Source organism: Streptomyces sp. bgisy130, assembly GCF_057708345.1.
Genome location: NZ_JBYISA010000034.1, coordinates 42,886 through 66,247, shown reverse-complemented (window position 1 = coordinate 66,247; position 23,362 = coordinate 42,886). Strand labels below are relative to the sequence as shown.

16 protein-coding genes and 2 pseudogenes are annotated in these 23,362 nt (G+C 70.0%); 6 read left to right on the top strand and 12 right to left on the bottom strand.

What is annotated here, in order from left to right; genetic code table 11:
- Positions 1-17: 17 nt before the first annotated feature.
- The 4 genes from AC3EUV_RS30790 to AC3EUV_RS30775 all read right to left on the bottom strand — a co-directional run bounded on the left by AC3EUV_RS30790 (position 18) and on the right by AC3EUV_RS30775 (position 5,041).
- Positions 18-1,598: a GMC oxidoreductase gene (locus AC3EUV_RS30790; protein ID WP_432144748.1), complete on the bottom strand. Its 1,581-nt coding sequence runs from the start codon at positions 1,596-1,598 to the stop codon at positions 18-20.
- 166 nt (positions 1,599-1,764) lie between these two features.
- Positions 1,765-2,316: a gluconokinase gene (locus AC3EUV_RS30785; protein ID WP_432144749.1), complete on the bottom strand. Its 552-nt coding sequence runs from the start codon at positions 2,314-2,316 to the stop codon at positions 1,765-1,767.
- Positions 2,276-3,217, bottom strand: a complete 942-nt coding sequence (locus AC3EUV_RS30780) for a cyclase family protein (RefSeq protein ID WP_432144750.1) — start codon at positions 3,215-3,217, stop codon at positions 2,276-2,278. The genes AC3EUV_RS30785 and AC3EUV_RS30780 overlap by 41 nt, the downstream gene beginning before the upstream one ends.
- Before the next feature lie 3 nt (positions 3,218-3,220).
- The gene (locus AC3EUV_RS30775) at positions 3,221-5,041 is read right to left on the bottom strand and encodes a glycoside hydrolase family 15 protein (protein WP_432144751.1); all 1,821 of its coding nucleotides are present in this window, start codon (positions 5,039-5,041) and stop codon (positions 3,221-3,223) included.
- Between the two features lie 350 nt (positions 5,042-5,391).
- On the opposite strand from AC3EUV_RS30775, the gene AC3EUV_RS30770 reads away from it, so the two are divergent.
- The 3 genes from AC3EUV_RS30770 (at position 5,392) to AC3EUV_RS30760 (ending at position 9,442) form a co-directional block, all read left to right on the top strand.
- Positions 5,392-6,345 (top strand): DUF389 domain-containing protein, encoded by a 954-nt coding sequence (locus AC3EUV_RS30770; protein WP_435604349.1) that lies wholly within the window; start codon positions 5,392-5,394, stop codon positions 6,343-6,345.
- 188 nt (positions 6,346-6,533) lie between these two features.
- Positions 6,534-7,454, top strand: a complete 921-nt coding sequence (locus AC3EUV_RS30765; protein ID WP_432144753.1) for an aldose 1-epimerase family protein — start codon at positions 6,534-6,536, stop codon at positions 7,452-7,454.
- 212 nt (positions 7,455-7,666) lie between these two features.
- Complete coding sequence (locus AC3EUV_RS30760) at positions 7,667-9,442, top strand: cation:proton antiporter (RefSeq protein ID WP_432144754.1); 1,776 nt, start codon at positions 7,667-7,669, stop codon at positions 9,440-9,442.
- A 400-nt stretch (positions 9,443-9,842) separates the two neighbouring features.
- Here the strand turns inward: AC3EUV_RS30760 and AC3EUV_RS30755 are convergent, their stop codons facing one another.
- Positions 9,843-10,691, bottom strand: a complete 849-nt coding sequence (locus tag AC3EUV_RS30755; protein ID WP_432144755.1) for a DUF1868 domain-containing protein — start codon at positions 10,689-10,691, stop codon at positions 9,843-9,845.
- Between the two features lie 307 nt (positions 10,692-10,998).
- Between AC3EUV_RS30755 and AC3EUV_RS30750 the strand changes: the two genes are divergently transcribed.
- Entirely contained in the window at positions 10,999-11,298 is a 300-nt protein-coding gene (locus AC3EUV_RS30750; RefSeq protein WP_432144756.1) for a DUF6506 family protein, read from the top strand.
- A gap of 269 nt (positions 11,299-11,567) precedes the next feature.
- Here AC3EUV_RS30750 and AC3EUV_RS30745 read toward each other — a convergent pair.
- Positions 11,568-11,861 (bottom strand): annotated as a pseudogene (locus tag AC3EUV_RS30745) (SDR family oxidoreductase); the annotation flags it as partial.
- A 64-nt stretch (positions 11,862-11,925) separates the two neighbouring features.
- Here AC3EUV_RS30745 and AC3EUV_RS30740 point away from each other — a divergent pair.
- Together AC3EUV_RS30740 and AC3EUV_RS30735 are read left to right on the top strand one after the other, a co-directional pair.
- Complete coding sequence (locus AC3EUV_RS30740; RefSeq protein ID WP_432144757.1) at positions 11,926-12,420, top strand: hypothetical protein; 495 nt, start codon at positions 11,926-11,928, stop codon at positions 12,418-12,420.
- A pseudogene (locus AC3EUV_RS30735) lies at positions 12,401-12,787 on the top strand (peroxiredoxin-like family protein); the annotation flags it as partial. The gene AC3EUV_RS30740 and the pseudogene AC3EUV_RS30735, both read left to right, overlap by 20 nt.
- A 446-nt stretch (positions 12,788-13,233) precedes the next feature.
- On the opposite strand, the gene AC3EUV_RS30730 reads toward AC3EUV_RS30735, so the two are convergent.
- The 6 genes from AC3EUV_RS30730 to AC3EUV_RS30705 form a co-directional block, all read right to left on the bottom strand.
- Positions 13,234-14,286 carry a ribosome-inactivating family protein gene (locus AC3EUV_RS30730; protein ID WP_435604348.1) on the bottom strand — a complete coding sequence of 351 codons (1,053 nt, stop codon included), beginning with the start codon at positions 14,284-14,286 and terminating at the stop codon, positions 13,234-13,236.
- Between the two features lie 6 nt (positions 14,287-14,292).
- Positions 14,293-19,458, bottom strand: a complete 5,166-nt coding sequence (locus AC3EUV_RS30725; RefSeq protein ID WP_435604347.1) for a hypothetical protein — start codon at positions 19,456-19,458, stop codon at positions 14,293-14,295.
- A 512-nt stretch (positions 19,459-19,970) separates the two neighbouring features.
- Complete coding sequence (locus AC3EUV_RS30720; protein WP_435604362.1) at positions 19,971-20,201, bottom strand: DUF6461 domain-containing protein; 231 nt, start codon at positions 20,199-20,201, stop codon at positions 19,971-19,973.
- A complete protein-coding gene (locus AC3EUV_RS30715) occupies positions 20,141-20,398 on the bottom strand; it encodes a DUF6461 domain-containing protein (RefSeq protein WP_435604346.1) in 258 nt (85 codons plus the stop codon). The genes AC3EUV_RS30720 and AC3EUV_RS30715 overlap by 61 nt, the downstream gene beginning before the upstream one ends.
- A 397-nt stretch (positions 20,399-20,795) precedes the next feature.
- Positions 20,796-22,088, bottom strand: coding sequence for a serine/threonine-protein kinase (locus tag AC3EUV_RS30710; protein WP_435604345.1), 1,293 nt, complete (start codon positions 22,086-22,088; stop codon positions 20,796-20,798).
- 836 nt (positions 22,089-22,924) lie between these two features.
- Complete coding sequence (locus tag AC3EUV_RS30705; RefSeq protein WP_488187892.1) at positions 22,925-23,218, bottom strand: hypothetical protein; 294 nt, start codon at positions 23,216-23,218, stop codon at positions 22,925-22,927.
- Positions 23,219-23,362: the final 144 nt, after the last annotated feature.

Sequence of the window (23,362 nt, the reverse complement as noted above, 5' to 3'; positions counted from 1 at the left end):
CTGCATACGACGCCCCGTCAGCCCAGCCGGGCGGCGATGTGGTCGCCGACCCGCAGGGCGTTGGCGATGGCGGTCAGGGACGGGTTCACGGCGCCGATGCTGGGGAAGAAGCTGGTGTCCACGACATAGAGATTGTCGAGGTCGTGCGCCTTGCAATGGACGTCGAGGGCCGAACTCCTCGGGTCGTCGCCGAACCGCACGGTGCCGGCCTGGTGAGCGGTGGCGCCGATCGGCATGCCCTTGTGCAGATAGATGCTGTGATCCAGCAGGTGGTGCTCGTGCATGCCCAGATGCCCGAGCATGCCCTGGAGCTTGTGCTGGAGGCGCTTCAATGCGGCGATGTTGTTCTTCTCGTCGAGGGCCAGGTGGATGGCGTCGTCCTTGTCGAGGGTGACCCGGCTTCCGGGCAGCGGGAGGTCCTCTCCGCACAGCCAGAAGTCGACGGCGTGGTGCGCCAGTACCTCGAAGGGCATGTCGGGCGAGACCGCGCCGGCCCAGCGCGGAGCCTCGCCGTGGATCTGGTCGGAGTCCGATTTGCCGAGCATCTGAATGCCGCCGAGCGGATACTCCCAGTCGTCAGCGCCCAAGTACCAGTCGTTCAGTGCCAGGGTCTTCTGGAATGTGGTGGGATTCGGTTCCTTCGACACCGCCATCAGAGCCAGGTTGTTGTGACGCATGTAGTGGCGTCCCACCACGTCCGAGCTGTTGGCCAGGCCGCCGGGGTGCTTGTCGTTGGCCGAACGGAGCAGCAGGACTGCGGAGTTGACCGCGCCGCAGGCGACCACCACGATGTCGGCGCTGAATCCCTCGGTCGCTCCGTTCCCGAGCTCGGCGACGACCCTGGTGACGGTGCGTCCGGTCGGGTCGGTCTCCAAGCGCCGCACATGGGCGTGGGTCACCATCGTGACATTGCCGTACGAGAGCGCCGGGTCGACGCAGATCACCTGCGCGTCGGACTTCGCGCCCATCAGGCAGGGGAAGCCGTCGACCCGGTCGCACCGGATGCAGACGCTGTCATGGGTGGCCCGGCCGTGCTCGTCCTGGGTGAGGTTCACGCCGATGGGCAGGTGGAAGGGGTGCAGGCCGGCCTTCCCCAGATCGTCGCTGAGCTGCTGGATGCGCGCCTCGTGCTCGACCGGCGGGTATGCGTACTGCGCGCTGGTCGGCCCTTCGGTGGGGTCCTCGCCGTGCCGGCCGTGCACCAGGTAGAGGTGTTCGGCCTGGGAGTAGTACGGCTCCAGGTCCTCGTAGCGGATCGGCCAGGCCGGAGAGATGCCGTCGTGATGGCGCAGTTCGCCGAAGTCCTCGGGCCGGAGCCGGAAGAGCGCGGCGCCGTAGAACTTGGTGTTGCCGCCGACGTAGTAGTTCACCTCCGGGGGGAACTGCTTGCCCTGCTTGTCGTACCAGAACTCGGGGGCCCGGTACTTGCCCTTGACGAAGACGGCGGTGGAGTCCCAGTTGTCCCGCTCCCGCGGCAGGTAGCCGCCGCGTTCCAGGATCAGGACTCGCTTCCCCGTGGGGGCCAGCCGGTGCGCGAGCGTACCGCCGCCGGCTCCCGTACCGATGATGATGACGTCGTAGTGCTGATCGGCGGTCATGAGAGGGTCCCGTTCTAGGTCGTCGGCTGTCCTGGCCGTCGTGCCCGCCCGGGGACCGCTGCGCTGTTCCGGACGGCCACTCGCACAATCGGGATATTTCCGTGCCAATTTCCAAACTAGGGGGTGGGTTGGGTAGCGGCGACCCGGGAGCCTGACAGGTGCGTCGTCACCCGATCTCCCGTGCGGTGCGTACCGCCTCGTCGACGATCATCTGTGGGCCGGCTGCCGCATCGACGGTCAGACCGGGCTCGTCCGGCCGCAGCGGTTCGAGGTCGGCGTACTGGGAGTCCAGCAGCCGGGCGGGCATGAAATGGTCCATGCGGCCTGAGACCCGTCGGCCGGCGGTCGCGCGGTCGAGCGCCAGATACAGGAACCACACGCCGGCGCCTGCTCGGCGGAACAGATCCCGGTACTCGTGCTTGAGTGCCGAGCACGCCACCACCCCGCCCTGGCCGTTGTCGGTTGCCCTGCGGATCCAGCCGGCGACGGACATCAGCCACGGCCGGCGGTCCTCGTCGTCGAGTGGGTGGCCTGCGGCCATCTTGGCGCGGTTCGCGGCCGGGTGGACGTCGTCCGCCTCCAGGAAAGGCACCATGAGCCGCTGCGCGAGTAGCCCTCCCACGGTCGACTTCCCTGACCCCGAGACGCCCATGACCACCACGACCGCGGGCATCGCGTCAGAGGACGGCGATGGGGTTGACCGGTGACCCGGTGGCATCCGGCAGCCTCAGCGGGGCGATCACACAGAGGAACGACCAGCGCCCCTCCGCCGCGCAGAGCGGCGCCAGGTCCTCGAACTGTAGGTAGTCCAGCAGGTGAAGGCCCATGGCGTGGACCGCCAGGACATGCACGGGGAAGCCGACGCCCTCGGTGGAACTCGGGGCGGTGTCGTTGTTGCCGTCGCCGCCGAGCACGGCGACGCGCCGGTCGGCCAGGAACTCCAGCGCGGACGGATGCAGTCCGGCGCGCGCGTCCGCCGCGTGCCAGGCTCCCAGTTCGGCGCGGCGCCGGCGGTGGCCGACCCTGACGAAGAGCAGGTCGCCCTCGGTCACGCGGACGCGCTGGGCGGTCTCGGCCGCGGTCAGGTCGTCGGCGGTGACATGATCCCCCGGTTCGAGCCACCGCACGCCACGCAGCCGCGGGATGTCCAGCAGCACTCCGCGTCCGACGATCCCGTCGCGAGCCGCCTCGATGGAGAGCGTGGTGGCCCCGTCCGCGGTGACGCTGCTCGCGGCCACGCCGCCGTGCAGCGTGCCGTTGTAGATCACGTGGCAGAGGGCGTCGATGTGGCTGTCGGCGTCACCGTGCACGTTCATCGCGAAGCTGTCCCTCGCGAAGTGGAGCCCGTCCGGGACGTCTTCCGCCGGCTGCCCGCTCATCCGGTGCCGCGCGGGTTCCGGATTGTCCGGACCGGGCAGCGTCTCCACCGGCGCGGCGAGCGTCACCGTCCGGCCGGTCCGCACCTCCCGGGTGGCGGCCAGCACCCGGGCGGGAGTGAGCGCGTCCAGAGCGCCCCGGTCCCCCGAGGCCCAGGCGGTGCGGGAGAGCAGCTGCCGGTACAGGACGTCGAACTCGTCCGCGGTCAGCCGCGGCGGTTTCGCCCGGGCGTGGGTGACCATGCGTCAGCGCCCTTGTTCCGCGTCGAGCGCCTGGTCGAGGGTGGTGGCAGCCATGATGAGCGACAGGTGGGTGAACGCCTGGGGGAAGTTGCCCAGTTGCTCGCCGGTCGGACCGACCTCCTCGGCGAAGAGCCCGACATGGTTGGCGTAGGTCTGCATCTTCTCGAAGGTGTAGCGGGCCTGTGCCAGCCGACCCGCCCGGGCCAGTGCGTCGACGTAGAGGAAGGTGCACAGGCTGAAGGTGCCCTCCGAGCCGCGCAGCCCGTCCGGCGATGCCGCGGGGTCGTAGCGGTAGACGAGGCTGTCGGAGACGAGCTTGCGGTCCATCGCGTCGAGCGTGGAGAGCCAGGCCGGGTCCTTCGGGGCGATGAATCCGACCCTCGGCATGAGCAGCAGCGAGGCGTCCAGGACGTCACCGCCGTAGTGCTGGACGAAGGCGCCCTCCTGCTCGCTCCAGCCTCGTTCCATGACCTGCTCAAGGATGGCGTCCCTGGCGCTGCGCCACTTCTCCACGTCGGCGGGCCTGCGGAAATGCTCGGCCAGGCTCAGCCCATGGTCGAAGGCGACCCAGGACATCACCCGGCTGTAGGTGAAGTCCTCGCGGCCGCCGCGGGTCTCCCAGATGCCCTCGTCCGGCCGGTCCCAGGCATCGGCCAACCAGTCCAGCGCCCTGGCCATCGCCTTCCATCCGCGGTAGGTGGCTTGCTGCCCGATCTCGCGGCCCTGGGAGACCCCGTAGAGGGCCTCACCATAGATGTCCAGCTGGAGCTGGTCGGCGGCGCCGTTGCCGACGCGGACGGGGTAGGAGCCGCGATAGCCCTCGAAGTGATCGAGTGTCTCCTCCGGCAGGTCCGGATTGCCGTCGATCCGGTACATCGTCTGGAGCGGCTCATCCTCCTTGCCCTCGCGCTCGTGCAGCCTGTCCACCAGCCAGTGGACGAAGGCGGTGGCCTCCTCGACGAAGCCGAGGTCCAGCATGGCCCGCACGGACAGCGAGCCGTCGCGTACCCAGGTGAACCGGTAGTCCCAGTTCCGCTCTCCGCCGACCTGCTCGGGCAGGCCCGTGGTGGCAGCCGCGATCAGAGCGCCCGTGGGGGCGTAAGTGAGGAGCTTGAGGGTGATGACCGAGCGGTGCACCAGCTCGGGCCACCGTCCCCGGTAGCGGGACTGGCGCAGCCAGCGCTGCCAGAAGAGGCCGGTGTCGTCGACCTGCGCGGTGAGCCCGTCGACCGTCAGCGGTGCGGGCGCCTCGCCGCCGGAGGCGCAGACCGTGAACACGGCGCCGCCCGACTCGCCGGCCCTCAGCGTCACCCTGCCGCACACATCCTGTCCGTCCCGCTCCAGCGGGAAGGAGGTCTGGAGGTGCGCGTCCATCCCCGGGGCGCGGAACAGGCCGCTGTTCTCGCCGAGCTCCAGCCGGTGCTCGGCCCGGCCGTAGTCGAAGCGCGGCCGGCACTCGAGCGTGAAGTCAACGGTTCCCCGCACGGCACGCACGAGGCGTATCAGGGTGTGACGGTCGCTGGCGGTGCTGGTCCGGTCCGGCGGCATGAGATCAACCACCTCGCCCACGCCGTCCGGCGACATGAACCGGGTCACCAGAATGGCCGTGTCGGGGTAGTAGAGCTGCTTGCAGGTCGCCTCGGGGTGCTCGGGAGCCAGCCGCAGGTACCCGCCGCCGTCGTGGTCGAGCAGGGCGGCGAAGATACTGGGCGAATCGAACCGGGGAGCAGCGAACCAGTCGACCACGCCCTGCGACGAGACGAGCGCGGCGGTCTGCAGGTCGCCCACCAGACCGTGCTCGGCGATGGGAGGGTAACGATCCATGGCTGCTCCGACGTCTCGCAATGGCCCCTGGGGCCAACTATCCGCCACTCGGGTGGCCCTTGCCACGTCGCAGTGGTCGACGGCCGCTCGCCCGCTGCCGCCGCCCACGGTCGGGCCGTCTCCCTGACGGCGCCAACGGCGACCGGCCGCAGATCCGCCGCAGCCAGGGCCTTCGCCAACCGGACGAAGCGACCACGGATGCCGGAGCCGAGTACCGCACCCGGCTTGCCGACCCCCTCCCCTCGGGGGTTACTGACGGGGGTCGACCGGTCACAGCCGGGTCTCCTCTTTCCGGCGCTCGGGCGCCGCAGCGCCGCGGTGTGCCCGCCGGCCGGCGATGGAGGTTGTGCATGGAGCTGATCCACGTCCGACTGGTGAGTCCCCCTGATCTCACTCCCCGAGCAGTGGGGTTGCTCACCGGCGACCGCTATGTCTTCAACCTGGTCGTCCTTCCTGAACAGGCGCGCAACCCCGACGGCGACGCGATCGACTGCGACATCCTGGCGGGTGCGGCCAACGCCGTGCTGCGCGGGCTGCGCGAGCTGGGAATCGACCGCCGCGGATCCATGGTCATCGAACCGGTCGAGATGGCCTTCTTGGGTGCCGCGGCCGAGGAGCAGCAGAAGCAGCTCGGGGCGCTCGCGCACGCGCCGGTCTGGGCGGAGGTCGAAGCGCGCATTCGCGCCGAGGGCACCTATCTGCCGCGCTTCTATGTCTACCTGGTCATCGCCGGCGTCATCGGGGCGGTGGGAATCATCACCAACTCCCAGATCCTGATCGTTGCGGCGATGGTCGTCGGGCCGGAGTACGGCGCCATCACCAGCGTCGCCCTGGGCATCGACCGCGGCAACGGCACCAGGGTCCGACAGGGCCTGTTCGCCCTGACCGCGGGATTCCTGCTGGCCGTCGTGGCGACCCTCCTGTTCTCGTGGGCGATCCGCGGCTTCGGCCTTCAACCTGAGGCATTCGAGCTGGGCCTCAGGCCGGTCTCCTCGCTCATCAACACCCCCAATGTCTTCTCCGTGGTCGTTGCGGTGCTGGCCGGCATCGTCGGGATCGTGTCCCTGACCCAGGCCCGGACGAGCGCGTTGCTCGGCGTCTTCATCTCGGTCACCACCATCCCGGCCGCCGCCGACATCGGCGTCTCCTGCGCGTTCTCCAGCTGGAGCGAGGCACGCGGCTCCTTGATTCAACTCCTGCTCAACATCGTGCTGCTGATCGTGGTGGGCGTGCTGACGCTCAGATTCCAACGGGCTGTCTGGCGGCGCATCAGCCGGGACAGCGGGGTCTCGGGCGGCAGGTGAGGCCGCCGCCCCGCCCGGCTGCTTTTCTGCGGCCCCCAGAGGGTGAACCTGCCGGGCGATTCCGCCCGCAGGAACGTGTCGCGCTTGACCGGGCCGGTGCGGGACCGCACCCTCCCGACGAGGGGGCCCGACGCCGCAGGCCACCACGCCCATGTCCACGGACACCCGGCGGACCGAGGAGGCCACGCGTGCAGGAGAGCCGCACCGGACGGCAACTGACCCTCCGCCACGGCGCGCACCGTGCCGTCATCGTCGAGCTGGGCGCGGCGCTCCGGTCGTACGCGGTCGGTGAACGTCCCGTGGTCGACGGATTCGCCGCACAGGACCAGATCACCGGCGGGTGCGGCCAGATCCTGGTGCCGTGGCCCAACCGGATCCGGGACGGCCGATACCACTGGGACGGGCAGGACCGGCAGCTTCCGCTCACCGAGCCAGGAGGCGGCAACGCCATCCACGGGCTGCTCCGGTGGGTCGCATGGCGGGTAGCGGAAGTGAGTGACCGCCGGGCCGTCCTGGAGGTCCCGCTGTGGCCGCAGCCGGGCTATCCGTTTCACCTGCACGTCCGCGCCGAGTACACCCTGGGTGAGGGCGGGCTCGAAGTCGCCGTCACCGCGCGCAACCTTGACGCGAGCGCCGCACCCTACGGCTTCGGCCAGCACCCTTACGTCACCGCGGGCACCGCCGTCGTCGACCAGGCGGTGTTGACCGTCCCCGCACGGACGTGGCTGCGCACTGACGAGCGTGGCCTGCCGGTGGCCGCCGAGCCGGTCGCCGGGACTGAGTACGACCTGCGAACGCCGCAGCCTGTCGGAGCGCTCCGGCTGGACACGCCCTTCGGTGACCTCGTCCGGGACGCGGACGGGCGGGCCGTGGTCCGTCTGGCCCACCCGTCAGGTGCTCTCGGTACGGACGTGTGGCTCGGCGAAAACGCCCACTACGTACAGCTCTACACGGGCGACACCCTCGCACCGGGGGATCGACGGCGCGCGCTCGCCATCGAGCCGATGACCTGCCCGCCGGACGCCTTCCGCAGCGGCACCGGGCTCGTCAGCCTCGGCCCCGGCGAGCAGCACACCGTCCGGTGGGGGATCACGCCGTGGGGTGGGTGACGGCGCCGTCACGGTCCCCGGCCTGATCCTCATCGGGCGGAGGACCGCCGTGCGACGTGGACCTCCTGGGGTCTCCGCAGCCGTGGTCGTGATCGTGGTCGTGGTCGTGCGGGACAGGATCGCGCGTCTGACCGGCCGGTCGCGCAGCGGGCCGGTGAGAGCACCGACTCGTCCCACCACCACGCACCGACACGCACCGAAAGGAGCCGCCTGTGACGACGGACCAGGTGCTCATCGGCGTGGGCCTGATCCTGCTCCTCGCCGTCGGATCGCAGATCCTGGCCGGCCGCCTGCGCGTCCCCGCCCTCATCGTCCTCCTGCCGGTCGGCTTCGCCGCCGGCGCGCTGCTCGACGACGTCAATCCCGAGCAGTTGCTGGGGGCGGCGTTCTCACCACTGGTGTCGCTGGCCGTCGCAGTGATCCTCTACGACGCGGGTCTCGGGCTGGATCTGGCGCTGCTGAAGGGGCACACCCGCCGAGTCGTGGTCCGGTTGATCTGCATCGGTGTCCTGATCACCTGGCTGCTCGGCACGCTTCTCGCCGCGGCGCTGCTGGGCATGTCCCAGCGGGCAGCCGTGATGATCGGCGCGATTCTCGTGGTCTCGGGGCCGACGGTCGTCGGACCGCTGCTCAGCTTCGTGCGGCCCAAGGACCGGCTCCAGCGCATCCTGATCTGGGAAGGCTCCCTCATCGACCCGGTCGGCGGCATCCTGGGAGCACTTGTCTTCCACGCGGTCGTGGCGAGCACGGGCCACCACTTCGGCACCGTCGTGGGAGGTTTCCTGGCCAGCGTGGGCGTCGGAGCCGCCGGTGGAGTGGTCGGGGCGGCTCTGCTGTGGGCGCTGTTCCGGGTGCTGCGGCTCGGCGAGGTGCTGGGCACCACGGCGCAGCTCGCCGCGGTGATCGGTGTGGCGGCGTTCTGCGACGTCCTGCGCGGCGACACAGGACTCATCGCCGCCGTGGTGATGGGCCTGGCTGTGGCCAACCTCCCCGGCATCGACGTACCGGCGCGTCGGCCGTTCTTCGAGACCCTCGCCAGCCTCATCCTGGGCCTGCTCTTCATCTCGATCTCGGCCACCGTCACCCCGCATTCGCTGCGCCATGTATGGCTGCCCGCGCTCGGGCTCGCCGTCTTCCTGGTTCTGGTCGTCAGGCCGCTGGTCGCGGCCGTTGCAACCCTCGGCACCGACCTGACGCGCGGCGAGCGGGGCTTCGTCGGCTGGATGGCGCCGCGTGGCATCGTGGCGGCCGCAACGGCGTCTACGTTCTCGGCCACTTTGGTGGCCAAGGGGATCGGCGGCGCGTCGGAGATCCTTCCGGCTACGTTCGTGGTCATCGTCACCACCGTGACGCTCTATGGCCTGACCGCCTCGCTCGCGGCTCGGCGCCTGGGCGTTGTGCGCCCCTCCCGCTCGCGTCCGCTGCTGGTCGGCGGCGATGCCTGGGTGGTCGATCTGGGTGTGGCCCTGAGGTCGGCAGGGCTGGAGGTGCTGATGTGGTCAGGGGAAGAGGAGCAGCGCGAACGCATCCGGCAGGCAGGGATCGAGCTTGCGCCCGGGGAACTGCTGGCAGCCGCCACCGGTGGTGCTGCGGAGTTGGAGGGCATCACGGCGGTGTACTTCCTCACTGCCGAGGACGACTTCAACGCACTGGCGGCGGTGATTCTGCGTGGCAGCGTGGAGGAGACGGTGCATCGCCTCAACGCACCGCCCGAGAGTCACGGCGTGGTGGCGCCGTTCCTCGGCGGCGAGATCCTGTTCGGCGCCGATCTGACCTGGCCGGCACTCGCCCGCAAGTACGCGGACGGGGCTGCCGTCCTGGCACAGCCCGCTGCTGATTCGCTGCCGCCCGACTGCGATCTGCTGTTCCTGGTGCGTCCGGACGGCCGCCTCGACCCGGTCATGGAAGGCAGCACACCGCTGCCCGGGCCGGGGGACACGGTCGTCCTGCTGGCCCCGGGCAGCCGGGGAGGCCGACCCGAGGTCTGAACCTGCCGGTCCTGGGGCTGTCACTTCACCTTGGCATAGGCGACGGCTATCTTGCCGGGCACCGGGATCCGAATGAGGTCGGCCAGTGTCGGGAAAAGACGGCCCACCGGGCCCGCCCGCGAATACAGGAACCCCCGCCCGCAAACCGACGGGGTTCCTCACCTCTCACACAGCCCCTATAGCGCGGGCTTGCTGTGTCGTTGTCTCAGCGTTTTCTCATCAACTTGTCGCCCAGGGCCCCAGATCCACGGGCGTGCCACACGTGACCGACGAACGCCACCTCGGTTCGAGACGACGCATCACCTACTAATCGCTCACCCCCGAGGGCCGCCGCGCAGCAGTCCACGAACTGCATACTCGCAGGTTCCCGGCTCCTGGAACCAAGCCACGCGAGTGACCGTCAGGCGCGCGGCGTCAACCACAACTGCGGGAACGCCAACATGTCGTCGAACAGATTGAACGCCGGGTGCTCCATGGTGACCGTTGCGGCGGCGCCGGTGAAGAGCTTCAACAGTCGGGCTTCGAGTGCCCGCATCTTCGGGTAGTCGTTTGCGACCGGCTGAACCAGGCGATAGCCGATGGTCGAGTGGAACTGGTAGGTGTCGAAGTTCGCCGCGCGTACCTCCAGCAGCGCGCTCAACTCGCGGCGGGCACGCCACAGGGCGTTGTGGGTGGCGTCGTCGGCCGGGGTCAGGTCCATGGTGAAGTTCGCCTCGAATGGACGGAACCCCTTGACCTTCATGTTGATCGGACCGAGCGGCGTCAGGCCGGAACCCTGCGCCTGGAGACGGGCGAGCACCCGTTGCGACGCCTGGGAAACGTCCGTGCAGTCAGCGAGCCACGCCGGGAGCGTCTTGTCCTTGACGTGGTTCTGGGTGATGACGTCGAAGACAGTCATGTGCAGGCTGTTGTGCGGCAGGCAGACGTACTGGGGCGCGAGGTCGGAGTCCTTCATGAGCGCCATGGCCTGCTGCTCGGCCTTGAAGAACGCCGAGTCCTGCGGCACCCGGCACACGAACGTGTTGCCCCGAAACCGCTGAGCATTGCCGTCCAGATCCCACTTCATACCGGGGCCGGCCGCCAGCGGAGCCCGGTACTGCCCGGAGTCGGCCTCGTTGTCCTTGCGGTTGCCCGCGTCGTACGCCGTGTCCGCAATGGGCTCGGCGGCCGCGTGACCCGGCAAGGCCAGACCGGTGGCAAGCGCACCCGCCGTACCAAGAAGCATTGAGCGTCGGTGCAGGGCGTTCATCGGGTTCCCTCTCGCCGGGTTGGGGATCGCCAGCTATGAGACGGTTACTGCTTGAACGGTCAATGAACTCCATCCATGAGTCGTCCCTTGGCGGGGCCAACAACCCGGAAGAACCGCCTACTCATGGCTCGACAGTGCGGCCCGAGTAGTCCAGCCGCTGCATGCTGGACGTGTCCAAGGTGCTGCCTTCAGCCGGTGCTGCATCGGGGTGAGGCGCGGATCACACACGGGTTACGACCGATCCGGGACGTTCTCACCCTGTTTCTGTTTGGCTGGTGGCATCGACGGTCATAGGGGGTCTGCACGCATGGCGCTCACACACTGGGGATTCATCTACACGGCGGCCGGGAGTGCCGCAGGCGGCGACGTCAACGTCGTGGACACCGGCACGTGCCGCACTGTCCTCGTCGGGGTGGAGAAGCCCGATCAGGGCCTTGACGCCGCGCGTCGCCTGGTGGGCGAGGGAGTGCAGCTGATTGAACTGTGCGGAGGATTCGGTCCTGTTTGGGCCGGGCGCATCATTGAGGCGATCGACGGGGCAGTCCCCGTGGGCACGGTTGGCTACGGTCCTGAAGCAGTCGACCAAGTGCACGCAATCTTCTCCTGATCATGAATGGGAGATCGTCCTTGGCTGTCCAGGACGTCTGCGGGTATTGCCGGAGGTATGCGTCTGTGTCTCGGCCGAACCGGCGGAGCTGTCAGCCAGCGGCGGCTGCGGTGTCGTCGTGGACGAGCAGGCCGTCGTGACGCAGCCGCAGCCCCGGGGTCGGCCGGTGGGGCACAAGCCGCTTGTCATGCATCAGGTGTTGCACGGTGGCGTGCCTGGACACGGTGGCGAAGTCGGCGATCAGGCGCCGGCGATGTGGCCGAGGTTCTTCAGGTGAGGCCGCCGTCGGTGCGGATGTTCTGGCCGGTGACCCAGCGGTTGTCCGGGCGGACGAGCAGGGCCACGAGGTCGGCCACATCCTCGGGCCGGCCGATCCGGCCGAGCGCGGTCATGGCGGCGGCGCCGTCCAGCGCGTCCGGGTGGGCGCCCGCCCGGAGGAGGTCGGTGTCGGTCGGTCCGAGCGAGAGGGTGTTGGCTGTGATGCCCCGGTGTCCGAGTTCGCGGGATGCGACATGGGTGATCTGTTCGACGGCAGCCTTGCTGGCTGCGTAGAGGGCCTCGCCCGGGCTGGGCCTGGCTGTTCAGGGGCATCAATGCGGCCTCGGCCGACGACTGAGGGCGGCCGCCATGACCCTGGACCGAACACGAGCAGGCTACGCAGCCATCGGCATCGTCATACTGCTCATGCTCCCGCCGTTGATACTGCGGGCACAACGCCACCTCGCCCCGAAGATCTACGAGTCCGAACACCCCGGCCGGTACGTGGCCCAACTGATCGCCACCAGGCTCCTGGTGCTGACAGCCACCTTCGGCGCGAACTACCTACTGGGCCGCCTGGTGGACCCACAAGGCGGCCAATCCCTCCTCCTGCCGGGTGCGGCACTCCTGCTCGCCGTCCTGTCGATTCCATGGCAAGTCCGCCACGCCTACCGCATGCGAGCGAGCGCCTCGCATCCCGCGAACCGGCCCGACTTGTCGGCGCCACGCCTGACCGTCGCGAAACTGATCCTGCTCTTTGCGGCCCTCCTCGCCCAGTTGCTGCTCGAACGGTACATCCCGCACTCCGCCGCCGTGGTCGCGGTGGCGATCGTCGTCGCACCACCTGGGAGGACTGCTGGCTGAAGGTCCGGTGGTGCTGACCTTCTATCGTGGCGCCTGGTGCCCGTACTGCAACATCGCCTTGCGCTCGCTACAGGAGCACCACGACGCCATCACCGCACGGGGTGCCAGGCTGGTGGCTGTCTCGCCGCAGGTGGCCGATGAGTCCTTGTCGCTGGCCGAGAAGCACCAACTGGCCTTCGATGTCCTCGGCGATGTCGGCTCCGAGACCGCCAAGCAGTACGGACTCGCATATGACCTCCCCGACGACCTAGCTGCCGTCTACGACACGCTCGGCAAGGACCTCCAGCGCGTCAACGGCGGCCACTCGCGCACCCTGCCTTTGCCCGCCACCTACGTCATCGACCGCGCCGGCACCATCGGCTGGGCTCCGGCAACATCCCCTCCCACGCCTGAGTCGCTCTCCCCGCTGCGAGCCCCCGCGCTCTTCAGTCCCAGCTGCCGATGCAGCCGAGCCGCCGACATTCCGCTGCAATGTCCGGCCCACGCCTGCGCATTGGCGTAGCGATCTGGCACACGTCCAAGTCGGGCGGGGTCGGTTCCCTTCGGGGCCGGCCCCGTTTCTGCGTCTGTGCCGAGTCTGTGCCGGGGCGTCGGTGTCACGGCGGGTGCAACGCGGCTCCCTCGACAAGACGCGGGCGGACGATCTGCTGGCCAGGCTCGACCGGCACACCACCGATCACCAGGAAGAATCCTCCGTCGTGCTGGCAGCATGATCAACCCCCGAAGGACTTACGGAGCCGACCACTTAGCCACAGCCTCATAGGGGGTGTCCGCCTTCAAGTACGGCGCAACCGGGCGCCCCTCCTCCGGGCCTCAGCCGGAAGCCTTGGGCGTGGGCCGACAGGGCTGGCCCGGTCTTCCGTTGAAGACGCCGCCGCAGGTGCCGTAGCGGCGGCCGTTTCCGGTGTAGAGGCGGAGGGTGTCCCAGACGAGGGGTCTGTGGGAGCCGGTGCGGTAGACGTATTGGGGTTGGTGCGGCTCGCCCACGTTGAAGCGGTTCGGCTCGTTGGTGTCCCGGGCTCCCTGCGGGCTGTCCGAACGGCTTTGCCAGAAGGCGTACCGGGAGAGCTTGTCCCAGTTGAGGGTGTAGTTGCGGACCTTCTGGCTCAGTACTCCGTTCTTGCCCTTCCAGTTGGTTTTGACTTGGTCGGTGACCTGCTTGAAGCGGGCGGCCTCGGCGAGGACCACGGCGGACTGGCAGAGCGACTCGGAGGAGGCGCGCGCGCCCCTGGCCGCGAAGTCCTGAACGGCCTTGTTCATCGTGTCCGCGGTGACCGCGAGCTTGCCCTTGTTGATGTCGGGGCAGAGCGCTTCGTAGCGCACGCCGTGCGGCCAGTCGTCGGTCTGCGCGGGGAACGGGTAGCGGCGCCAGGGCTTGACGTTGGTTTCCTTCTTCTCGAAATCGACGTATCTCCGGGTCCGGTTGTTGTACATCCCGGCCACGTACGCGTCGTCCTTGCGCAGCAAGAAGGTGACTCGTGCGTCCCCGTCCATGGTGCGGGCTTCGACGGCGACGAAGTCGGCCTCGCTGTACGGGCGCGGGGTTCCCTCGGTCTCGGCCTCCCGTTCCTTGCTCGACCGGGTCACACGGAGTTCTCGCGGGCCGTTCGAGGTCTGGTAGTTCGAGCGCGGGGCGAGAGCGCCGCGCAGTGCGTCGATGAATCGCGCGTATTCCAGGCCGGAGGCCCACTGGTTGCCGCCGAACTGCATGACCGGCGGCAGTGCGGGGGCCGACGCCTGCACCGGTGACGGGGCGCACGAGGCGAGGGGGGTGAGAGCCAGGAGGGCGGTGGCCGCGGTGACGGCCGTACGGGGCAGGCGGGAGTGGTGCCGCGGGGAGATGCGGGGGCGCATCGGCATGGACATGGGCTGCTATCTGCCTTCGAGCGTGGCGGGTACCGGTTCGGACCGCGTGTCGGGCTTGGTGGGACGTTCGGTGACCGTGGTGCTGGTGGGACCGGGCGTCGGCTTGAGGACCGTGCCTTTCCGGTCCTTGAGCGAGGGTGTGGCGGTGAGCCTGCCGGCCGAGGCGACCTGGCCGGCCAGCGTGACCGTGTACGCGGCCTGCGGGGCGAGGGCGGGCACCGGCACGGTGAGGACGGACCGGCCCTCCGCCGTGCCCACCGTCGCGCCGGCGACGGTGGAAGCGGGGTCGGGCTCGTATCCCGCGCCCGTCAGCTCGGCGGTGAACGTCGCCCCGCTCAGGGTGCACCTGCCGACGTTGGTCAGGTTCCACACGTGGGTGACGGTGTCACCGGTGTACGGCGCGGACGGGCGTACGGAGGTGACGACATCGGCCTTCGGCGCCACGGTGACGGTCACCTGGTCACCGCCCGCGGACACTTGGCTCCTGCTGCCGACGACGGCCGCTCGGCTCACGGTGAGCTCGCGCCGTGCCGGGTCGGCGCTGACCGCGGCCCGTACGCAGACCTGCACCGCGCCCTCCGGGGGAAGGTCTCCGACGGGGAGGCTCCACCGGCCGCCGTGTGCGGGGTCCGGTACGCCGCTGCACGGCGCCGCGTCCACGGTGGCGTAGCGGAAGGAGAGTTCGGCGGGCAGGGTGACGACCAGTGTGGCCGACTTGGCGGTCGAGGGGCCGGAGTTGGCAATCGTCCAGACCAGTGAGGTGTCGTCACCGGCGGCGACCGGGTACGGCAGCTGGAGTTCGCCGATCTCGACGGTACTGCGCACGGCGACCTGGAGCCGCGCCACATCACCGACCGGCTCCGCGCCGTCGGCGCTGAGCCGGGCCAGCACCTGGAGCGGCTGGGGGTCCGCCCCGCCGGTGCCGGTGGCGGGGAGGTCGGGCAGGACGTCCGCGGTGACGGCCACAGCGTGCTCAGCGCCCTCGCGGAGGCAGCCGAGTCCGATGATGAGCCGTCCGTTGTCCTGCCGCAGCGAGCTTGGGGGCTGCCCGTCGACGGTGACGCCGGCCGCGCGCAGCCCTGTGGGCAAGGTGATCTGAAGGGCGGCCTGGTCGGTGGCGCACCGGCCGGACTTGGCTGCGGTCCAGGTCAGGCAGGTCTGGGTGCCGGCCTCCACGGTGCGGGTCTTGGCGGTCTCCGCGTCGGGTGTGAGGCGCAGCGCGGCGTCGGAGCTGAGGTCGGCCCAGGCTGCGGCGCTGAGCGTGCTGCCCGTGTCGCTGAGTTCGGCGCGCGCGACCACTGGGCCGGGGGCCTGGCCGAGCTGATCGACATCCGCGGTGCCGGTGGCATGGACGCTCACCGTCGCGCCGGGGCTCAGCTCGCCCAGCGGCACCGGGGAGGCGGAGACCGTTTCGGCGCTGCCGTCCTGCTGCACGGTGATCCCGGGGTTCTTCAGTTCGGGTGGCAGGACGAGGGTGGTGGTGGAGCCCGCGGCGACCGAGGGACCGGTGTTGCGGACGGTCCAGACGAAGGCGACCGGTTGGCCGACAGGGGTCGGGCTGGGCGTCCCCAGACCGGTGATCTCCAGAGCACTGCGATGGGTGACCGGCACCGGGTCGCAGGTGGCGGACGCCTTGGCCGCGTTACGGGCGGTGGCCGTTCCCGTGACGCCGGAGGCGCGGTCCTCGGCAGCCGGGGCGAGCGTGACCGTGGTGGTGAACGTGCGCCGCTCGCCCGGCTGGAGCCGCTCGATCCGCGGCCAGGCCACCCGTTGGGCACCCTCGGCCGGGGCTCCGCCGTGCGAGGCGGCCCGGTAGGGGGACGAGGCCGGCAGTCCGGCGCCGAGCGTGACCTCCTCGGCCGCGGGCCCGCCGGTGTGTGCCAGGGTCCATACGTACGTGAGGTCCCGTCCCGCGATCACTTCGGCGGGCGCGGGCTGGACGGTGAGGCTCAGCGCGGCCCGGCACGTCGCGGTCTGCTGGTTGGTGACCTCGCGCGGGCTGTCCTCGGCCCTGGCGTAGGCGGTGGCGGGGAGGGAGGCGGGCGCCTTCTTGCCGACGACGGCGGTGGCCCGGAGGACCAGGGACCTGCCCTTGGCGAGCGTACCGAGGTCGGCGAACACCAGCTCGCGCTTGTCCGCCTCCCAGGTGGCGGTCTGGTTCCCGCCCTGGATCACTCGGCCCGCCGGATCGTTCACGCCCTCCGGCAGGCGGACGCGTGCGCGGGTCTTGGTGGCGGCCGACGGTCCCTTGTTGGTCAGGGTCCATGCGTAGGTGAGCTTCTGTCCGGGGTCGACGGGGTCGGGGCTGACCGAGCCGTCCAGCTCCAGGTCGGCCTTGGCCCGAGCCTTCGCCTCGGCGCTCTTCCACACCGGTTGCGCCTGGGCGGAGCCGGCCGTGGCACGGGCCTTGAGGGTTCCCGTGGTGGTGTCGTCGACGGTGCTGCGCACCGAGAGGGTGACCTGCCGGCCGGGGGCGAGCGACCTCAGGTAGCCGGTGATCACGCCTTTGGTGGGGACCGCGGTGAAGCCGCTGACAGCCGTGGGCGTGATGCCGGACGGCAGGGTGAGCACGAGGTAGACGTTGGTGGCGGTGATCTTACGGCCGGTGTTCTTCAGCACCCAGGTGTAGGTGAACCGGCCGCCGGCGTCGACGGATGCCGGATCCGCCTCGGCCTTGACGAATTTCAGCGTGGTGGTCTTGGTCTTCTCATCCTTCTTGTCGTGTTCCTTCTTCTTCTCCTCGCTCTCGTCCGAGTCGTCGGTCCCGGGCTCGTCTCCGCCGCCTCCGCCTCCGCCGCCGACCACCGGAGGAGGGAAGGGCGGGAACGGCGGGAAGGGCGGGATCGGGGCGGGGATGGTGAACGGTCCGCGGTCCTCCCTCTTGACCGGGACCCTGATGGCACGTTGCGCCTGGGGGGAGCCTTCCGTGCTGAACCGTCCGGTGGCGCTGACCTCCTTCTCACCGTCCGCGCCGCTGCCGACCACCGTGATCAGGGTGAACCACCCTTGCGCACCGGGTTCCAGGCCCGGGTGCACGTACGGCAGTTTCTGCCCTTCGGCCAGGGTGAGGGTGGCGGGCAGATCCACGTCGCAGGTCACACCGCGGGCGAGCGAGGGCCCCTGGTTGTGCAGGCACCAGGAGAGTGCGAGCTGGTCCTTGCCCTGGACGGTGCCGGGCACGAAGCGGGTCTCCGTGACGGTCAGCGGTGCTTTGACCGTCACGGGGACGGACGCCGGCCGTTCGCCGGTGGTGGCCGGGGCATCGGTCGCCGGGTCCTTGGTGGCCGCGTTCGCCCGTGCTGGGAGGGCAAGGCGGTCGCGGGCCTCCGGAGCGGCCCACACGGTGACCTTGAGCTCGACGGGGCCGGACGGCGGCAGGGCGGGCAGCTTCCAGCACGCCGTGCGGCCCTGAACGGTGGCGGCCGGCGACGCCGAGAGGTAGTGCGCATCGGCGGGCAGGCTGACGGACGCGGTGACCGCGGTGGCGGTGGACGGACCCGTGTTGGCCAGCGTCCAGCGGAGCGTCACGGGGCTGTCGCGGTTCCCGGCCACGACCGACGCCGGGTCGGCGCTGCCGGCCTTGAGGGAGAGGGCGGCCCGCGCCTCGGCGGTGGCGGTCGCCTCCGGCGCGGTGGCCTGGACCGGCTTTCCGGTCTGGCCGTCCGTGGTCGGCGAGGTGGCCCGCGCCGTGGCGGTCTGCGGGCCGACGCTCTCAGGGCGGACGGCCACGGTGACCGAGAGCGGGACGTCGCCGGGCGGGCACCGGCCGAGGTCCCAGCCGACGGTGTGGTCGGCCGGCCGGAAGACACCGCCGTGCGTGGCGGAGACGAAGGTGACGCCCTTGGGCAGGGACGCGGTGACGGTCAGATCCCGGGCGCTGGAAGGGCCCCTGTTGCGCAACTGCCAGGTATAGGTGAGGGGTTCCTTGCCGGCGACCACCTGCCGAGGCGACGCCGTCGCCGAGGGGAAAGCGACGGTGGCGCGTTCCTGGACCGGGACGGTGACGTGGTGTTCGCCGGTGCCGGCCGGATTGCCGGTGTCGTCGGGTGTGCTGGACCAGCCGGAGGCCTCGGCCCGCAGAGCGGTCCAGGCATCCGGGGAGGTGGCTGCTCGCACGGTGAGGATGCGCTGGGTGGCGGGCGGCAGGGTGCCGAGCTTCCACAGCACGGTGCCGTCCGACTGCGGGGTGCCGTTGTCGGTGGCGGAGGAGAAGGTGGTCCCCGGCGGCAGGGTGGCCTGTACGGAGGTGTCGGTCGCGGTCGACGGCCCGGTGTTCGTCAGCCGCCAGCCGAATGACGCTTCCTGGCCCGCCTGGACGGGGGTGGCGGGTTCACCCGCCAGCATGAGCTTCGTCCGGGCGGTGATGTCGACCGAGACCGTGTCGGACGGTTCGCGGGCGGCCCGATAGGCCCAGCAGGAGGCGTCGAGGTGCCCGCGGAGTTCTGGGGGGTAGCGGAAGGTCGCCACGATCTGCGCCGTGGCGCCGACGCCGAGGTACGGCACCATGAACTGCATCTCGCGGCCGAGGGACTGCCCGTTGACGGCGATGTCGACCAGCTCCGGGCCGGGCCCATGAGGCGGTTGCCCGTAGGACACGGCCGCGCCGACGTAGTCGGCGCTCGACGGGCCCTTGTTGGTGAGGGTCCATGTGAGGCTTGCCGCGGCCCCGCCGGCCACCGGGCGGGCCGGCTGGACGGTGCCCGGCGAGAGGTACAGCGCGCAGTTCTGGACGTACGGGATCTCCTGGAGCGGGCTCCCCGCCCCCGGTACGTCGATTCCCGTGCCGACGAACTCGGCGCGTGACCGCAAAACGGTATGGCCGAAGGCGGGGTCCCCCAGCACCCGCACGACCGGGAACGCCTGCGCCCCTGCGCGGGCGTCGTCGACCGAGATCTCCGCGGACTCCAGAACGATCTTGCCTTGGCTCTGCTCCGCCACGGTGAACAGGCCGTTGGGATCGGCGAACCGCTGGAAGGCATAGCCGCCCTCATAGGTGATCCGGAACCTGCCGGTCTTCCCCGCGCCGACCGGGCCCTCACCGATCCGGACGCTGGTCTCCAGCGTCAGGTCGAGCCCCTGAACGGCCGTCCGCGGATCGGGACGGACGCTCAGGGAGACACCATCCCCCTCGGACCGGATCTTTCCCTTGGCTCCCGTCATGGTGCCGGTCATCTCTCAACTACCTCCGTACGAGGGGATGTTGCCGGACGAGCGAGCGCGGCCGGCGCGGACCGGCCCCTGGATGAGGACGGGCCCTTGGCTGAGACGAGCTCCGGAGCGGGCCTCCGCGGCGGCTCGCGCACACCATCCCCGACGCGGCCCACCGCGTGGCCACGGCCGGGTGGCGCGGCGCCCGACTCCGCCGCCTTCGTGTTGCCTCGGTTCGGCCGCCCGGCGCAACGCGGGGCCAGAGCGGAGTACGGCCCTCCGCTCACCGGCGGATGACCGCCAGGGGCTCCGGCGTCCCGGCTGCCCGCCGTCCCGAATTCCCGTTCCCGCGAATGCTGAGGGCGCCCCTAAGGGGCGTTACGTGACTCGGCCGATGGAGGCCGTATTGCCCAGCCGTTCTCGTCGAGTACCTCCGTGCTGTCGCGGATGGCCTCGACGAGTTCGCCCCGCTGGACGGCTATGTCGTCGAGGGCGGCATCGTGACGCCGGCTGTGGCCAGGGCTGCCACTACCGGGTCACCTGATCTTTGCGCTGCCGCAGGTGAAGGTCGTTTTTTGAAGGAGTTCTGGTGTGCTGCGGACGCCGGTCAGATGCTCGGCCAGCGCGAACGCTGCTGGTGCCGATAGGTCCTGCGCGGTGTTGGAGGTCTCCTCCCAGAACTGGAAGCCGATGTCGTGCATGGCCTTCAGGAGTTCGTCGAGGGCCGTTCCCCATCGGCTGTCGGGGAATCCAGGCTCGAAGGCCAGGCGTCGTCGGAGTCCAGGAGGCCAAAGGCCGCCTCTACTATCTGCTCCGCCCCGGTCCGCGGAGGCTCGTCACGTCCCTGGAGACGGCGGAGAACCTTTGAAGGCGGCAGCCCGTGCACCAGGGTGAAGCAGTATGCCTCTGCGAGCTCGGGGAAGCGCTCCTCGAACCACACGTAATCGGCAGCAGTTGAAGTCATGCCCGAGATCCTCGCTGATGCCACTGACATCGGTGGCCAAGGTTGAGCCGGCGGGGGAGTGGCTTGGCCGGCGGCGTTCTGGAGGGTGTGCGCGATGACGCGGAGCTGGTGTGGGAACCAGGGCTTGGCCGTCGTGCGCAGAGAGCTCTCGTTGGGGAGCCGTGGTGTGAACTCGGCGTGGAAGGCTCGGAAGCCTTCCTTGTCGCTGGACACGGCCAGGTGGCGCCAGCAGGGCGCGGCGGGCTACGGCCGCACCCTGTGGCGGGCCGCGATGGCCTGGGGGCCGCCCACGGCGCCGACTGCCAGCTCCTCAGCGGCAACGACGGGGCTGCCTAACAGGTGAGGCGACGGGATCCAGACGATGCAGACCGTGTGAGGATTCGGGCCCGCGCCCCTGTCAGTGCTTGCCGGGCTTGTTGGCCTCCTTGGCCTTCTTGGGGCCTGGTTTGACGTCGGTCGCCCTCTCCGGCTTCTGCTTGGCAGGCTGTACCGGGGGTGAGGAAGCGGTCTCGTATGGCGTCGAGGGGGGCGGCGTGGCGGGGCTTGTGCTCGTAGACGGGTTGGTCTGCGGCCCCTGCGCTGAGCCGGTGCCGGGCGAGAACCACACCATGCCCAGCACCAACGCCAGGGTGAAGAGGCCGGTGCCGGCCAGCACGGCCACCAGCCGGGAACGGCGGAGGAACGGCAGGGGTGAGCGGCGGGACACGGCCCGGTGCACGCTCGTTTGCCACTCGGTGTCCGCCACCGGGGCGGAGGCACCGTCGGAGTGGCCGGTGGGAGCGGGGACGGAGCTTGCAGGGGCGGCGGCCGTCGAGCCGGTGGCATGCGGCCGGCCCGGGCGACCGTGAGCCTGTTGCTCGCTGGGCAGCGGCTCCGGCGCGCCGCGCCAGGCTCCGCGCCCGAACCAGTCGGCCGCCTCCTCGGCCGTGGGCCGGCCCTGGGGCTCCTTGGCCAGCAGACCGAGTAGGTAGTTCTCGAAGGCGGGCGGTAGATCGGCGCCGAGTTGCCGGGGTGGGACCGGGGCGGCATCGAGGTGTTGATGAAGCACCGCGACCGCACTGTCCGCCTGGAACGGCGGCCGACCGGTGAGGAGTTGGTAGAGCACACAGCCCAGGGAGTACACGTCGGATGCCGGTCCGGCGGTGCGGCCCAGGGCCCGCTCGGGCGCGAGGTAGAGGCTGGTGCCGACGATGTGCCCGGTGGCGGTGAGTGCGGCGCCGGGGTCGTCGAGGAAGCGGGCGATGCCGAAGTCGCCGATCTTCAGGGTGTCGCCGGCGTCCAGCAGGAGGTTGGCCGGCTTGATGTCCCGGTGCACGATGCCCTGCCGGTGCGCGGCGGCCAGCCCAACGGCGGCCTGTGCGGCGATACGGGCCACGTGCTCGGCGGGCAGCGGTCCGGAGACGGTGAGCAGGTCGGCGAGGCTGTCCCCGTCGACGAGCTCCATCACCAGGAACAGGCGGTCTTCGTGCTCGCCGAAGTCGAGCACGCCGACCACGTGTGGGTGGCTGAGGCGACCGGCGGTCTGTGCCTCCAGTCGGAAGCGGGAGGTCGCGGTGGGGTCGGAGTCGTGGGGGAGCATGAGTTTCACGGCAACCGGCCTGCCGAGCGTCTCGTCGATGGCCCGCCAGACCTCCCCCATCGCGCCCCGCCCGAGGGTGTTTCCCAGCCGGTATCGGCCCGCTATCAGCACTTGTTCTTCATCCTCATACCAAAGACGTCTTGATCGCTGCAAGCCATGGCTCGCCGTGGGGCGCGGATCAAGGTGCGGGGCCGCAGTGGCTCCAGCCTACCGGCCTTGCGACCTTGTCTTTCCGGGCGGCGCAGAGCCCGGCTGCTACGGGCAGCCCCGCCAGAGGGCGAGGATGCGTGCATGGTTCTCGGCTGAGTCGTGACAGCTTCAAGTTGCTCCATTCACAAGAGCGCTGGATTCGTGGCCATCTCCCGCCACCAGTGACATTTCAGGGACGTGGCGCGCAGGAAGGAGTGACCCGTTCATGAGGGTCGAGGCGCTCACCCTCATGGAGAGGTGCCTGGGCGCCGATCGCAGGAGCGGGCTGGTTCCCCCCGTGCCGGCCCGCTCCCGCGCACATACGACAGCCCGGGCGACCCACGTGGCATGGCACCCGGGCTGCTGTGAGTAGCCAATCCCTCAGAGGCCGTCGGATGGCACTGGCGGCCAGGATATTTGCCTTCTCGCACGCGCCGACGACGCCCTGCCCGGCATTCACGTCGGCGACGCGCGACTGGCAGTTTTCCGTCCGGAGCATCATCTCTACATCCGGAGCATCATCGCGCTCCGCCATTCTCCGGTGCAGCGGGCCCGCGGAAAGTGGATGAGGGGCATCAGAAGAAGCGGATGCTCTCACGCGGAGCGCCTATGGCGTTCGTCCGAGACGCGAGCGTCGGTGCTGGCTCCGTGCTCGGCGTCACTTGGCACCTCGGAGTTCTGAAATCGGGGTTCCCATGGCCCAACAATCCACGCCTTGGGCTCAAGGGACCGAAAGCAAGCACACTCGGATGATTACCTCAGGCCGGGCTTTTCACCCAATCGATGAGCCGAGCCCACCAGTCGCCCCTCGACCGGTCCGGTGCACTCGCCGGGGCGTCAGGGGCGCGTGTGCGTCGTGACGACCCGCCCTGTCGGGCCGGCGCCGATCCCGTTGGAGTCGCCGCTTTTACTGGGCGCGCACGCTTGCGTTCCGCAGGCTCACACATGCACCGCTGAGCGTTGGGTACGCCCTTGAGTACTTGCTCCACATGCCTCCCGCAACCCTCAAAGGTCAACTTCCGGCACGACGGACAGACAGCACGTTGGCACACGATTACTTCCCTTGGTTCTTCGCTTGAGATCCACGATATTCACGCCATCACCACAACAGGCTCCAGAATTTGCAACTCCTTCAGGAATACCTTCCTCGCGGCGGCGTGATCCGCCTTCATGAAGTCGAATCACGATCCAAGTTA